Source organism: Pirellulales bacterium (genome assembly GCA_019694435.1).
GTDB lineage: Bacteria > Planctomycetota > Planctomycetia > Pirellulales > JAEUIK01 > JAIBBZ01.
The window spans coordinates 188,068-201,754 of record JAIBBZ010000005.1; the positions used below are offsets into that span (position 1 = coordinate 188,068).

The following is a 13,687-nucleotide window of genomic DNA, read 5'->3' on the forward strand; positions in this document are numbered from 1 at the left end:
TTCCGCCATCGTGAATGCTGCAACCTTGGCGCTGGTCTGCGCCTGTCACCTCGTGGGCGCCAACTCCGGCGAGCAGGTGACCGTCTATCGCGACGACTGGGGCGTGCCCCATATCTATGCCGACACGCCGGCCGGCGGCGCGTTCGGGCTTGGGTACGCCCAGGCCGAAGATCGGCTCGAGGATATCTATTTCGCCGTACGCACGGGCCTGGGCCGCATGGCCGAGGCCTATGGACCCGACTGGGTCGATCAGGACTACATCATGCGGCTCTGCCGCAACGAGGAGGTGATGCGCGAGGCGTGGCCGAAGTGCCCGCCCGAGCTGGTCCAGTTCGCCCGCGCGTTTCACGCCGGCATCGAGGCCTATATCGCCGAGCACCCGGATCGCGTGCCGAAGAGCGCGCTGCCGCTCGAACCGTGGATGTTTGGCACCGTGGGCCGGGCGATGATCCTGCGCTGGCCCCTGGGCACGATCCAGGACGACCTGGAAAACCGGGAGCGCGAACATGTGCTGATGCGGTCGAACGAATGGTCGGTGTCGCCGGCACGCACCGCCGACCACCGCGCCATTTTGCTGGCCGACCCGCATATGACCTGGGACGGCCTCGCCGTGTTGTACGAGGCCCGGGTCCATGCGGGCGATTTGCACATGTGCGGCTTCTTCTTGATCGGTACGCCGATCATGGGTTACGGCCACAACCAGCATGTCGGCTGGGCCAATACGACCGGCGGGCCCGACACGGCCGACGTCTACAAGCTGACTGTCCGCAAGAAGCCCGGGCTCATTCCCGTCTACGAATACCTCTACGACGGCCAGTGGCGGCCCATGAAGCTCGTGTTCAACCGCATCGAGGTGAAAGACAGCAAGCCGGTGGGCCGGCCGGCGTTGTACACACACCTGGGACCGCTGGTCTCTGCGCCCGAGGGCGACGTGGCCTATGCCGCTGCCTGTCCGTATTTCGATGCGACGCGGTTGTTCGAACAGTTCTACAAGATGAACCTGGCCAAGAATTCCCAGGAGATCTACGACGCGCTGGCCATGCTCGAATACAACGAGCAAAACGTGATGTTCGCCGACACCCAGGGGACCATCGCCTATGTCCGCAACGGTCGCACGCCGATCAGGCCCGACGGCTACGACTGGAACGCCCCGGTGCCCGGCGACAGCTCGGCCACGGCCTGGAAAGGGATTCACCCGTTGGCAGACCTCGTGCAGATCTTCAATCCGCCGACCGGCTACATGCAGAACTGCAACATCAGCCCGGCGGCCATGATGCACGACTCGCCGTTGGTGCGCGACAAGTATCCCCCGTATATCTTCAACGTGTATAGCTGGGAGCAGGGGCCGCGCGGCCTGCGGGCGACGCAGTTGTTGCGCGAGGATGGCAAGGTCACCGAGGACGCGGCCTTACGCTACGCGACCGACGTCTACGATCTGCTGGCCCAGGCCTGGCAGCAGGCGCTGCGCGACGCGCTCGGCGTACCGGGCCTCGAACGGCCTGATGCACCCGAATTCGCCGCCGCCACGCAGGCCATCCTGTCGTGGGACGGACAATTCACGCCCGAAGCGCAACAGACCGTGCTGCTCAAGTCGTGGCGTGAGAAGCTCGAACATCGCGAGGAGTTCGCGCCCTTGGCCAAGAAGCAGCCCTTGTCGAGCGAGGCTCAGCGCGAGCTGGTCAAGACGCTCGCTCAAGCGTGGGACGAGGTCCGCCAACGTTACGGTCGCTGGGACGTCGCCTGGGGCGAGGTGTATCGCCTGGGGCGCGGCGGCCAATTCGCGCCGGCGCCGGGCACCGATTTCGGCGACCGCAAGGACGAGTACAACTACTCCGAGACGTTGTTCGACGTCGAGTCGAAGCCCGATGCCAGCGACGACAAACGCTACCTCGCTTACAATGGCACCTGTTCGCCGATCCTGATGTTCTTCGGGCCAGATGGCGTGGAATCGTATAGCTGCGTCATGTGGGGACAATCGGGCGATCCCGAGTCACCGCATTACATGGACCAAGGGCGCGAGCTGTACTCGAAGCGGAAGCTCAAGCCGACCTATTGGCGCAAAGAAGACCTGCTCCAGCACGTGGCGTCGCAGCACACGTTCACGCTGCCGGATATCTCCGATGAGACGGCGCCGACGGACAAAGGCCAGCCGGCCGCACGCTAGGCGCGAGCCTGGCCGCAGTCGGCTGCACTTATCCTTCGCTGATTGATGTCGCCGCGACTCAAGCGGGCGCACGGTCCCAGCTTGAATCGCGGCGACAGGTATCGGTCGCATCCGCTTTAGCGGCGCCTACTTCTTGTGCGCCTTGTGACAGGCGCCGCAGGCTTGCGTCATCGCCTTGAAGGCCTCCTGCGCGCCGGCGGCGTCTTTGGCGTCGAGCTTCGCCAGTACGGCGGCACTGCCCTCTTGCAGCGTCTTGGCGGCGCCGGCCCAGTCGCCATCGGGGCAGCGGCCGTCGTCCATTAAGAGGTATCCGGCTTCGTTCAAGAGTGCCGCTTTGAGGGCAAGATCTTCCCAGCCCTTGTCGTCGGTCGGAGCCGCCTTCAGTCCTTCGCCCAACGGGCCGCAGTTCGCAGCCACGAGACCCTTCATCAATTGCTTCGTCTTCGCGGCGCGGGTCTTGCCTTGCTTGACCTGCGCCACGGCATGCCAAGAACAAGCCAGCGCGATCATCACGCACAAACCGAGCGTCAATCCACGTTTCATCGTCAAGTCTCCAGAATCGAAGAGGAAAAAGCGGGCGGCGTAATGATGCGACCGCCGGCGACACGATGCAAGTATTTCTGAAGAATCCTTTACTCGCGCGGTGCTAATAATCTGTAAGCGCAGCGCTTGTCGGGATCGATCGTGAGCGCGCGCTCGATCAACGACCTGCCCCCCTGGCTTGTCGCTTGCTTCTTCGCACGGAGGCACTTGGCAACGCGAGCCGGACGCGCCGCAATGGGGCCATTGCGTCGCGGCTCGCGTTGCCGCGGCCGGATTATTTCTTCTTGCCTTGCGGCGTCTTTTCTTTCGCCGGCGGCATGCCGAATTCCTTTTTGGCTTTTTTCATCCGTGCCTCGAAGCGGGCCCGTGCTTTCTTCCAGGCGTTATCCATCAGCGGCACGTGGCAATGGCCTTCGCCCTTGCAATCGTTTTCGCCCGGCGTTGCGCCGCAGCCGCCTTGGCCTTTGCAGTCGTTTTGTCCGCCGCAGGTGATGTGTTTGGCCGTGGCGCATGCACCTTGGCCAGCGCAGGCATTCGGATCAACTTTGCCGTCGCCGTCGAGATCGACCTCGGCACCCTGGCCTTTGCATGCGTTCAGGCCCCGGCAGACATGCAGCTCTTTCTTCTTCTCCTTGCCCTCCTCGGCCGGCTCGTCCGCGGCGCGGGCCTGGTCCGACGCCTGCAGACCAGCTACGAGTCCGCCCATTGCGGCCAGCGTGAGCCGCGTGAAATCGCGGCGGTTGGGATGATTGCTTTCGCTCATCGAATCGCTCCAAGGGTTAAACGGAAGAACCGGGAACACCGACGTGGACGAAAAACCGATCATGGGCCCACTGGGCAAACCAGGCCTTGAGAGCGGCGGCCAGGCGGTCTTCCTCAAGGCCTGTGGCCAGTGCCGCTGCCAGGGCGTCGCCAAGGCTGGCGCCGGATTGCAGCGCCGTCAGCAGGGCATATTGCTCGCTGCTGAGCGGATAGCGACGCACGACGTAATCGCGGCGCGTGACGGCGAGCCACGTCGCCTGCCGCTCGGGCAATTCGGGCGTTGCTCCGCGTTTGAAGGCCGTGAAATACTCGCTCACAGGGTACTCGAACGCCAACAGCCGCACGCAGCAGGCCAACTCGAAGCGAGCTTGTTCGGCCTGCGCCGGGTCGAGCGCGGCGAACTGTTCGGCAAACGTCGGCGGCTCGTTTTCGATTCCCGGTCCGTCGAACACGTCGTCGATCGTGTATTCCAGCCGCGCTAGCTCGACGATGAAATCCGACCACGCAGGCAAGTCGGCTCTGGCATCGTCACCCTCGCCGGCAGGCGGCGACGCTTCGGCGGCAAAATACTCGACCCGCGTTTCGTCGAGGAATTGCGCGAAGCGATCGGCCAGGTGCCCCAGCGTGTAGCTTTGCGACGGGTAACGCTGGAGATAGGCGAAGGCGAAATCGTCGAAGACCTCTTCGCCCACGGCGAACCGCAGCGCCGGAAACAGCTCCTGCAAGCAATGCAGCAACCGGGTGTAGTAGGCGTTGGCATACACGGCCAGCCGGTCGACGCTCGACAACGCCCGGCTCGGCAAGATCAGATCCTCGACCCGTGTGCGGTCCGTGCCCGCCGCCGCTTGTGCGTCGGGCGACGACGCGCCGTTGAGGACCCCGCCGGGATCGGTGACCACGGTCTGCATCCAGAGCTGAATCTGTTCGAGCGAACGGGATGCCCCCATCACACCACCTCCGGAGTGACCAGGTGCACTGGGTGCGGCACGGCCGAAGCGTCGTGCGCCGCCACCACCGCTTCGCCGGCGTCCGGCGACCGCTCGTCGCTGCCGGCCAGGTAGCGTCGGGCCTTGAGCACCTCGGCATGGACCTCGGGAAACGTCGGGATTCGCGCGTCCCATTCGAGCAAGGTCGAGACGCCGTCGGTCAAGGTGTTCGCCAGGCGATACAGCTCCCAGACGCGCTCGACCACGCGACCATCGTGCGTATCGATGCAGTGCGTGCCCAAGTCGGTGTGCCCGGCGAGGTGAAACTGAACGACCCGGTGGTGCGGCAATGATCGCAAGTAGTGTTCCGGGCAGAAGTCGTGATTGACGCTGGAGACATACACATTGTTCACGTCGAGCAGCAGGCCGCAGTCGGTCTCCTCGGCCAAGCGAGAGATGAATTCCCACTCGGGAAGCGTCGAATCGACGAAGGTGACATACGAACTGGGGTTCTCGAGCACGATGCGACGCTCGAGCACGTCTTGAACGACGCGCACCCGGTGGGCCACGTGAGCCAGCGACTCCTCGTTCAGGGGCAAAGGCAACAGGTCGTGCGTATTGCGGCCCAGCACGCCCGTCCAGCAGACATGGTCCGAGATCCAGCGGGCCCGAACTTCGGTCGCCAGCCGCTTGAGCTTATGCAGATATTCGAAATTCAGGGGGTCGGTACTGCCGATCGACAGCGAAACGCCGTGCATGACGATCGGGTAGCGCTCGGCCACCTGGTCGAGCACGGCGCGCGGTCGCCCCCGCGAGTCCATGAAGTTTTCCGAGATGATTTCGAACCAATCGACCGCCGGCCAGTGTTCGAGGACGTGCGAGAAGTGGACGCTCCGGAGGCCTACGCCAAAACCCAGCGCAGGATGACCCAGGCGGGCAAGGCGCGGCGAGTCGGGAACGGTCGACATGGCAACACACTTCGGGCCGAACGGCTGGCCGGCGAGGGCCTGCCGGTTCAAAACTGCAAAACAAATGCGGGCAAATTCGGCAATCCGGCGCGCTCGCGTGATCTCGTACAGATCGGACGGACGAGGAACGAGCTGCCTGAAGACCGGCGCGAGCGCGCCGGATCACCGCGCCACACCGACGCGCGGCCAACATCTGCCGACTGCAAATCGCCGGACGCCTGCGCGCAAGCCTACAGGCGTTGGCGCAGGGTGGTCTCGCGACCTGAGGGCAAACGAAAGCGGCGCGTCAAGCGCAGCGCGGGGGCGGCACTTCCGGCCGGTGGACGACAGCAATGGGCCGCCAGGTGCAGAAGGCAAGGGTGTCGATCGAGATTTGCTCGCCGGGCGCAACCACGCGCGGCGGAGGCGGCACGACGGCTCCCAAGGCAACCCAAGTCGTGATGAGCCCCTGGCATTGCTGGGCTTGAAATCCGATCACCCAACCGCCACGCGCGGGGCGTTGCGGCGCGGCCGCGGGGCCGCGCGCCGGTTTCGCGGCGGCGTATCGCGGCGCGGCCGCCGGCCGGGCATGGCAGCAACTGCGACGTGGACTTGCCACTTGGCGCTCGCGAGTCTCGGCTTCCACCAGCGCCAGCAGGTAATCAGGCGGGCGGATGCCCTGGCTCCGGGCCCATTGCAGCTTTTCAGCGTGAGTATGGCAGCAGCAAGACCGCCAGCATTGGTCGGCCGAAAGGCACCCGCAGCGATGGTCTTCGCAGGGATATCGCTGGTGTTCGGCAGATTTGGCAGCGACCGGGTGTACGTTGGCCGGCCAGAGCGGGAACCCCGAGGCAAGCACCAATTGCGCCAACGCGGCGCCGACCGCGAGCAATCGCGGAGCGTGGCGTCGAACACATAGCCAGGTGGCTTGCGAGCTCATCCCAGGATTTCGGTTACGGCAACCGCGGGTCATACGCGGCACCTGGATCGAAGCTCGTCCCTCGTCGCCTCTATTCAATCCCTCCGTTCGGCGCGGGTCAAGGGTTTCCCCCCGGAGAAAATCGCCAACAATATTGCCTACCGACAGGCTCTGGAATCGTCGTGCGGCGGCGCACGTCGCGCGAACGCAAAGGGTATTCGATGAACAGCTACGAAGTCCGCGGTTTTCGACGCATGCAAACGGCGGGTTGTTTCGTGTTGGCCCTCGTGCTGGTGCTGATGTGCCTGATGCCTGTGTTATTGGTCGATGCGATGCACGGCGCTCTGCAGCGGCTGCACCTGTCGTCGGCCGGGGCGACCTTGGCGCTGGTCGGAATCGTGCTCGGCAGCCTGATCAACCTGCCGCTGTTTCGCGTGACCCGCGATGCGCCGCAGCTTTACGAGATGCGGCCGATGCTGGGCGTCTGGACCTGGGTGCCGCAGGTTTCCTCGCCACAGTATGAAACCGTCGTCGCCGTGAACGTCGGCGGCTGCGTCATCCCGGTGCTGGTGGCGCTGTGGCAGTTGCGGTTCGTGGCCGCGTCCGGGGGGTGGCCGCTGGCCGCGCTGGGAATCGCCGTGATCGCCAACGTGGCCGCGTGCTACCGCGTGGCACGGCCGATTCGAGGGTTAGGCATCGGCATGCCCTGGTTCGTGTCACCCTTGGTGGCGGTGGGGATCACCTGGCTGCTGCTCGCCGGCGATGAGTACGCGGCGCTGCGACCGGCCGTGGCTTTTGTGGCCGGCGTGGCCGGGCCGGTGGTCGGCGCCGATCTGCTACATCTCAAAGACCTGCGCAGGATTTCGACCGGCATGATGTCGATCGGCGGCGCTGGAACGTTCGACGGGATCGTGTTGTCGAGTATTGTTGCGGCGCTGCTGGCCTGAGCCGCCGTGTCGCGCTCCGATATTTTCCGCCAATCATCGCCGCCGGGGTCGACGCCTGCGGAATCGCGGTGAGCAGGGCACCAAGATTGGCGATCGGTCCGTCGAAAGCAGTGCTGGGCAGCTGAATACCGCTGCGGCCTAGATGCCTTTCTTGCCGTCGACGTGCAGCCGGCCGCCCTTGAGCGCTTCGGCCATGGCCAACGGGACGTCTGCCTCGGCCAGCAAGACGCGGGCCCGATTCTCCGACACCTTGGCCCGGTTCTCTTGTTCTTCGGCAATCGCGATCGCGCGGCGCACTTCGGCCCGGGCGCGGGCGACGCGGGTATCGGCCTCGGCCTGGTCGGCCTGCAACCGGGCACCGATGTTTTCGCCGACGTCGATGTCGGCGATGTCGATCGAGACGATCTCGAAGGCCGTTTGTGCATCGAGCCCGCGGCGAAGCACGGCCTTGGAAATCAAGTCGGGGTTTTCCATCACGGTCAGATGGCTCTCGGCCGAGCCGATGGCCGTGATGATGCCCTCGCCGACGCGGGCGATGATCGTGTCTTCGGTGGCACCGCCGATCAACTGGGCCAGGTTCGTGCGCACCGTCACGCGTGCACGGACCTTCAACTCGACGCCGTTCTTGGCGATCGCGCTGAGCATGGTGCGGCCCGATTTGGCCGGGTCGGGGCAGTCGATAACCTTCGGATTGACGCTCGTCTGCACGGCGTCGAGCACGTCGCGACCGGCCAGGTCGATCGCCGCGGCGCGATCAAAGTCCAGGTCGAGATCGGCACGCTGCGCGGCGATCAGGGCTTCGATCACGCGCATCACATTGCCGCCGGCCAGATAATGCGCCTCGAGCCGCTGATTGGTGATTCCTGATTTCTTGTCCCGGCTCAGCCCGGCTTGCATCGCCATGATCCGGGCCTGGATGATCGTCCGCGCGTTGACCTGACGCAGGCTCATGGCGATGAGCCTTGCAAAGCCGACGTGGGCGTTCGACATCAGTGCCTGCAGCCACAGCCGGCCGTAGGCGAGGAAGGCAATCGCCAGGATCACGCCGATCAAAATCAGCAGCAGGACCACGAACGCCGTGATGGCGTAGCCCAACGTTTCGCGTTGTGCGAACAGCAGCCAAGCTGCCAGCGGCGCGCTCGATGTCATCTTCCGCGACCCTCCGCGAGTGCCAATTTCACGCGCCGCAAGCATACCGCCAGTCACCGCGCGTGCCCAGGGTCGGTGCCGGCTGGCAGCTCGCTTGGGCCCCGGACCGCGTTCGATTACGCTCAGGCAAGACCCCGAACTGTCCGCTCGAGGATCGCTTTCCCGATGCCCGTTGACCGACGCCTGATTGCGACCGGCGAGGTGCCGCCGGGCGAGGCACGCCTGGTCAAAGGCTGGCGCCGCGAGCTGGCGGTTTTTCACGTCGAAGGCCGGTACTACACGCTGGCGAATTCCTGCCCGCACGTCGGGGCTCCCTTGGCCAAGGGTAAGCTGTGCGGTCACGAGATTGTCTGCCCCTGGCACGCGTGGCGGTTCGATGTCCGCACCGGCCAGGGCCTCACCCACGCTCTGCCCGTGGCTAGCTATCCGACGCGCGTCGAAGATGGCTGGGTGATTGCCACGCTGCCAGATTGACGGCCCTGGCTTCGTCGGCGCCGCGCCTGCTGCTAGCTGCCAGGAACCAGGGGGCTGGCGTGACGCGGGCGCTCTTGCTGCGCGGCCTTCGCGTCGGGTAATTACCGTCGCTCGGAGATGCGCGTCTGATCTTGCATTTCGTCCGTGCGCCCCGTTCGGGGCGATCACAGGAAGGAGCGCCGACATGCGCCTTGGCGCAATTGCCTTGGGGGCTCTTGTCTTTGCAGCCGTGGCTCAGGCCGTTCCCGTATCGGCGGCCCAGCCACTGTCGCCCGCGGCTCGAGCCATGGCCCGGTTCCGCACGCCTGGCAGTTCGTCGCAAACAACCGATCTCAAGACGACACTCGAAAAAGGCCTACGGGCCCGCAAGCCCGAGGACTTCGTGTTCATCGCCCGGGTTGTAGCGCTGGTCGAAAACAAGACGCTGCCGGTGACGCTCGTTCAATCGACCTATGCCTGGGCCAGCCGCAAGCCGCGCACGCCTTTTCCCTATTTCCAACAGGCGCTACGCATCCGCGCGAAGCGCATCGGCGTGACGCTGTAGCTCATTTCTATCGCCCTGGCCTCCTCGCGCGCGCCGCACACGACGGCGCCCCAGCGGCAGTTTTCCAGCCACGCCGGGCGTCTGGCCTTGCCGCGCACTTCGCCGGTGCCCTGCCTTGGATGTTAATTCTTACTATATCTGTAGGGTGCAAGGTGATTGCCGGCGAAGTGGCGATGTAAAAGATGGCGTTGCTTGCAGGTGTCAATTTGCCTTGGTAGGTTATCGCCCATCTCGATGTTTTACATCGATAGAAGACAATTCTGTCTCAACAATGAACCACGGCGAGAGTATCTGCCATGAGTAAAGCAATTGCCATCCTGGTCGGCCTGAAGAAGGTGGATCCCACGAAATACAACGGCTGGGAGGGCGTGAATGGCTGCTGGGGCTGTGAGCTCGATGTCGACAATATGGAGCGAGTTCTGTCGGAGGTCGGGTACAGCATCGAGGTCATCAAGACGGGCGCGGCGACCTGTACACGTGTCAAAAAGGCTCTCTCCGCCGCGGCGACTTCGCTCAAGAGCGGGGATATTCTCGTGTTTTACTATTCGGGACACGGGGGCCAGCAACCCGACAAGAACGGCGACGAAACCGACGGACAGGACGAAACCCTGTGCATGTACGACGGTGAACTCATTGACGATGACCTTAACGCTATCTGGCTGAAGTTTCGCCCCGGCGTCCGGATCGTCATGGTGAGCGATAGTTGTAACTCGGGCACGAACTATCGCGCAATCCGGGACGTCGCCTTAGCGGATGCATCTCCGATCATGCCCTTGGACGCGGCAACCGCCGAGTCGATGCGGGCGCAAATGATCCATTTCGGCGGTTGTCGAGACGGCGCGACGTCGGCCGGCTACCAAGCGGGTGGCGCGTTCACCGTCGCTACGTGCGAAGTTTGGAAGAACGGCGCGTTCCAAGGCTCGTATCGGCCGTTTCTCGAGGCGATCCGCGCCAAGCTCGGCGGTCAGGATGCCCAGTACAACGAGTATGGGCCGGTGACCGACGGTTTTCGGAACCAAAGGCCGTTTTGCACGGACGCACCTCCGGCGGGAGCCGATGCGCGAGGAGCAAACTCAGGCGGCGCTTTCACGCGCACTCGCCCGGCATCGGGCGTGTTGACGGGGCGCAGGTTTGGCGGCACGCGCGGAGCAGGGGAGACGCCCGCGGCCGGCGGAACCGTGGCGAAAAGCTCTTACGTCCAGACCGTGGCGCAACAGCAGTTGAACGGCAAGTTCAGTAGCGACCCGGGTATTCGCCTGGGCGATTCGATGTTCTATCTGCCCACGCGCAACGAAGTCGAACAGTTGCTGTCGGCGAGTCAACTCGATCGACGCACCTGGCTTGCCGAGCGGTTTGATTGCGACGATTTCGCGTACGCTCTCAAAGGCGAAGCCAGTGTTCACGCCTACGACACCGGCGACCTGGCCTATGGCCTGTGCCTGGGTATCGTCTGGGGCAATTTCGATTGGGTGAGCGGCTATCACGCAGTCAACTGGTTCCTCGACTCGACCAGCAAGCTCTGGCTGATCGAGCCACAAAACGACACGCTCTACGACGCGTCGCACTGCCAAGGCGGGATCAGTCTGCTGCTCGTCTAGCGTCGCAGATGCAGTGAACGCCGCAACGCAAGGTCCGTATCGGTGCCATCACTCCCGGGCCCATGATCACGGGGCCCATTACGACCGGACTATCACTCGGTAGGTAGATGGCGCGTTGGAATCTGCGCACAAGCGCAGCCCCGCGCTGTGCGGCTTGCGCCGAGAGCACCGTCCTGGAACTCCGCTCGCGTCGGTTCGATGCGAGGCTAACGCGATTGCGCCAGGGTGTGGATTCGCGCAATCTCGGCGTTCATCTGTCCGGTGACCATCAGGCCCCACATCTTGAAGTCGCCGATCAGCGACCAGAGCGGATAGGTGAACGTGGCCGGGCGGTTCTTTTCGAGGCCGAAATGGCCGACCCAGGCGAAGCCGTAGCCGACGACCGGGGCCAGCAGCAGCAGCCACCAGTTCTGGGCATAGATGATGTAGCCGACCAGGCCGATGACCAGGGTCGTGCCGATAAAGTGCAGCCAACGGCAGCCCGAGTGGCTGTGTTCGCCGACGTAGTAGGGCCAGAACTCGGTGAACGATTGAAAGCGATCGTGCGACGACATCGGATCGTGCTCCCCAAGGCAGCGGAAAAACCCCTGTTTGGCACTCCACATTCTGCCCCCGCACGGTGCGTGCAGCAAGCCAGACTTGCCTTGCGCATGGGCCGCTAGGGCTCCCTCCTGACGCGGTCCGGCGGCGTGGTAAACTGAGGGCCAATCCGGACGGAAAGTCAGGGCCCCGGAGTCAGGGCCCGGCCAGTTGCCCCCTTACGGCCGTCTGGCGTCGCGAACCCCTGGGAGTTGTGGCCATGCCTTCGGATCCGAATGTGAATTACGAGCGTCTGCCTGCCGGCATGGAAATGGACGAAACGGACATCAATCTCCGCGCGTACTTCAGCCGGATGACGGACGATCGGCTGCTCAGCTACGACCCCGCCTGGAGCGACGAGCAGTTGATGGCCTGGGACGACAATTTCACCAACGAAGGCACGCTGCTGCTGGTCTGCAGCGAGCGCGACGTCGAAGTCGACGAGTATCGCCGGGTGCTGGAAGAACACATCGGCTTCCGCGGCCTGCGGCCCACCAGCCGCGCAAAGTGACGATCTGCCCGTGCCGATCCGCCTGTCGAATCTGCGATTGGGTATCGACCAAGGCGAGCAGGCGCTGGTGCCCGAGATCGCTGCGGCGCTCGACGTACGTCCGGAGGCGATCGATCGCTGGCGGATCTTGCGCAAGAGTCTCGATTATCGCGACAAGCGCAACCTGCGTTTTGTCTACTCGGCCGAGGTGGTGTTGCCCGAGGACGAGGCCCAGCTCGTGGCTCGCGCCTCGCGACGGCGCCCGGCGCTGCGGCCCGAGTTGTTCAGCGAGCCGCCCTTCGAATTGCCACCGCGCGGCGCCGTGCCGCTGGGCGAACGGCCGGTGATCGTCGGTTCCGGCCCGGCGGGCCTGGTGGCCGCCTACTTCCTGGCGCAGCAGGGCTATCGCCCGCTGTTGCTCGAGCGCGGCCGCCGCGTGCGGCAGCGTATTTTCGACGTTCGTGCGCTCGAGGCCGGCGGACCGATCGATCCGGAAAGCAATTATCTGTTCGGCGAAGGGGGCGCAGGCACCTTCAGCGACGGCAAGCTCACCTGCCGCGCCACGGGGCCGGATCTGCGGCGGATTCTCGAACTGTTCGCCGAGTGCAAAGGTAAACCGTCGATCGTCTACGAGTATCGACCGCATTTGGGCAGCAACCGCCTGCCGGCCGTGGTCAAAGCACTGCGGCGCAAGATCATCGAGTCGGGTGGCGAAGTGCGCTTTGAGTGCCGGGTCGAAGACGTCGAGATTGTCGAGGGCCGGGTCAAGGCCTTGTTGACTTCTTCGGGTCGCATCGCGACCAGCGTGGCGCTGTTCGGCGTCGGTCACAGCGCGCGCGACACGCTGACGATGCTTTGGCAGCGGGGCGTGGCGATGGTCGCCAAGCCGTTTCAACTCGGCGTGCGGATCGAGCAGCCGCAAGAGCAGGTCAACCGCGTGCAATACGGCGCCGCGCACCTCGAGGAGCGCCTCGGAGCGGCCGATTACAGCGTCGTGGCCCGGGGCCCCAAGGATCTATTCAGCTTCTGCATGTGCGCCGGCGGACAGGTCATTCCGAGTGTCTCGGAGCTCGGGCATTTCTGCACCAATGGGATGAGTCTGTCGAATCGCAGTTCGCCGTTTGCCAATAGCGGGCTGATGATCACGCTCGAGCCGCATGAGTTCGGCGGCGACGATCCGTTGGCCGGCATGCGGCTGCAACGCCATTACGAAGCGCTGGCCTTTGCCGCTGGGCGTGGAGACTACCTGACCCCCATTCAATGGGCCTCCGATTTTCTCGCCGACCGACCGACGCGCGACCGCCCGCCTTCGAGCTGCCGTCGCGGCGTGGTGCCGGGGACGTTGGCCGAGTTGATTCCGCCGGTCGTCCTGCAGTCGCTCAAGCGCAATCTGCCGGTGCTCGACCGGCGCTGGCGGGGGCAGTTCTTGCGCAACGCGACGCTCGTCGGCCCCGAGGCGCGCGGTAGCTCGCCGCTGCGCATCCTCCGCGATCACGACTCGCTCGAAAGCACCACGATCGGCGGGCTGTACCCGATCGGCGAAGGTGCCGGCTTCGCCGGTGGAATCGTCAGCGCGGCGATCGACGGGCTCCGGGCCGCGAAGGCGGTCATGGCGCGCTACGCGCCGCTGGAGGCGCGCTGAAAT

At 64.6% G+C, this 13,687-nt stretch carries 14 protein-coding genes; 7 read left to right on the top strand and 7 right to left on the bottom strand.

Annotated features, from left to right (window positions below; genetic code table 11):
- Positions 1-10 precede the first annotated feature (10 nt).
- Positions 11-2,164, top strand: coding sequence for a penicillin acylase family protein (locus tag K1X74_06925; protein MBX7166066.1), 2,154 nt, complete (start codon positions 11-13; stop codon positions 2,162-2,164).
- 126 nt (positions 2,165-2,290) lie between these two features.
- Here the strand turns inward: K1X74_06925 and K1X74_06930 are convergent, their stop codons facing one another.
- From K1X74_06930 to K1X74_06950, 5 genes are all read right to left on the bottom strand, one after another.
- A complete protein-coding gene (locus K1X74_06930; protein MBX7166067.1) occupies positions 2,291-2,707 on the bottom strand; it encodes a hypothetical protein in 417 nt (138 codons plus the stop codon).
- Positions 2,708-2,981: 274 nt separating this feature from the next.
- Positions 2,982-3,470: a hypothetical protein gene (locus K1X74_06935; GenBank protein ID MBX7166068.1), complete on the bottom strand. Its 489-nt coding sequence runs from the start codon at positions 3,468-3,470 to the stop codon at positions 2,982-2,984.
- Positions 3,471-3,486: 16 nt separating this feature from the next.
- Positions 3,487-4,416 (bottom strand): DNA-binding domain-containing protein, encoded by a 930-nt coding sequence (locus K1X74_06940; GenBank protein MBX7166069.1) that lies wholly within the window; start codon positions 4,414-4,416, stop codon positions 3,487-3,489.
- Positions 4,416-5,363, bottom strand: a complete 948-nt coding sequence (locus tag K1X74_06945; GenBank protein ID MBX7166070.1) for a DUF692 domain-containing protein — start codon at positions 5,361-5,363, stop codon at positions 4,416-4,418. Before K1X74_06945 ends, K1X74_06940 begins: the two co-directional genes overlap by 1 nt.
- A gap of 286 nt (positions 5,364-5,649) precedes the next feature.
- A complete protein-coding gene (locus tag K1X74_06950; GenBank protein MBX7166071.1) occupies positions 5,650-6,282 on the bottom strand; it encodes a hypothetical protein in 633 nt (210 codons plus the stop codon).
- A gap of 200 nt (positions 6,283-6,482) precedes the next feature.
- Between K1X74_06950 and K1X74_06955 the strand changes: the two genes are divergently transcribed.
- Positions 6,483-7,208, top strand: a complete 726-nt coding sequence (locus K1X74_06955) for a DUF1614 domain-containing protein (protein ID MBX7166072.1) — start codon at positions 6,483-6,485, stop codon at positions 7,206-7,208.
- Positions 7,209-7,346: 138 nt separating this feature from the next.
- Here the strand turns inward: K1X74_06955 and floA are convergent, their stop codons facing one another.
- On the bottom strand, positions 7,347-8,357 hold the full coding sequence (floA, locus tag K1X74_06960) for a flotillin-like protein FloA (GenBank protein MBX7166073.1): 1,011 nt from the start codon (positions 8,355-8,357) through the stop codon (positions 7,347-7,349).
- A gap of 165 nt (positions 8,358-8,522) precedes the next feature.
- Between floA and K1X74_06965 the strand changes: the two genes are divergently transcribed.
- From K1X74_06965 to K1X74_06975, 3 genes are all read left to right on the top strand, one after another.
- A complete protein-coding gene (locus K1X74_06965; protein MBX7166074.1) occupies positions 8,523-8,831 on the top strand; it encodes a Rieske 2Fe-2S domain-containing protein in 309 nt (102 codons plus the stop codon).
- Positions 8,832-9,015: 184 nt separating this feature from the next.
- On the top strand, positions 9,016-9,375 hold the full coding sequence (locus K1X74_06970) for a hypothetical protein (protein MBX7166075.1): 360 nt from the start codon (positions 9,016-9,018) through the stop codon (positions 9,373-9,375).
- 296 nt (positions 9,376-9,671) lie between these two features.
- Positions 9,672-10,973 carry a caspase family protein gene (locus K1X74_06975; GenBank protein MBX7166076.1) on the top strand — a complete coding sequence of 434 codons (1,302 nt, stop codon included), beginning with the start codon at positions 9,672-9,674 and terminating at the stop codon, positions 10,971-10,973.
- A gap of 206 nt (positions 10,974-11,179) precedes the next feature.
- Here K1X74_06975 and K1X74_06980 read toward each other — a convergent pair whose 3' ends face one another.
- Complete coding sequence (locus tag K1X74_06980; protein ID MBX7166077.1) at positions 11,180-11,527, bottom strand: DUF962 domain-containing protein; 348 nt, start codon at positions 11,525-11,527, stop codon at positions 11,180-11,182.
- A 245-nt stretch (positions 11,528-11,772) separates the two neighbouring features.
- Between K1X74_06980 and K1X74_06985 the strand changes: the two genes are divergently transcribed.
- Together K1X74_06985 and K1X74_06990 are read left to right on the top strand one after the other, a co-directional pair.
- Positions 11,773-12,063 carry a hypothetical protein gene (locus K1X74_06985; protein MBX7166078.1) on the top strand — a complete coding sequence of 97 codons (291 nt, stop codon included), beginning with the start codon at positions 11,773-11,775 and terminating at the stop codon, positions 12,061-12,063.
- 10 nt (positions 12,064-12,073) lie between these two features.
- A complete protein-coding gene (locus tag K1X74_06990; protein ID MBX7166079.1) occupies positions 12,074-13,684 on the top strand; it encodes an NAD(P)-binding protein in 1,611 nt (536 codons plus the stop codon).
- Positions 13,685-13,687: the final 3 nt, after the last annotated feature.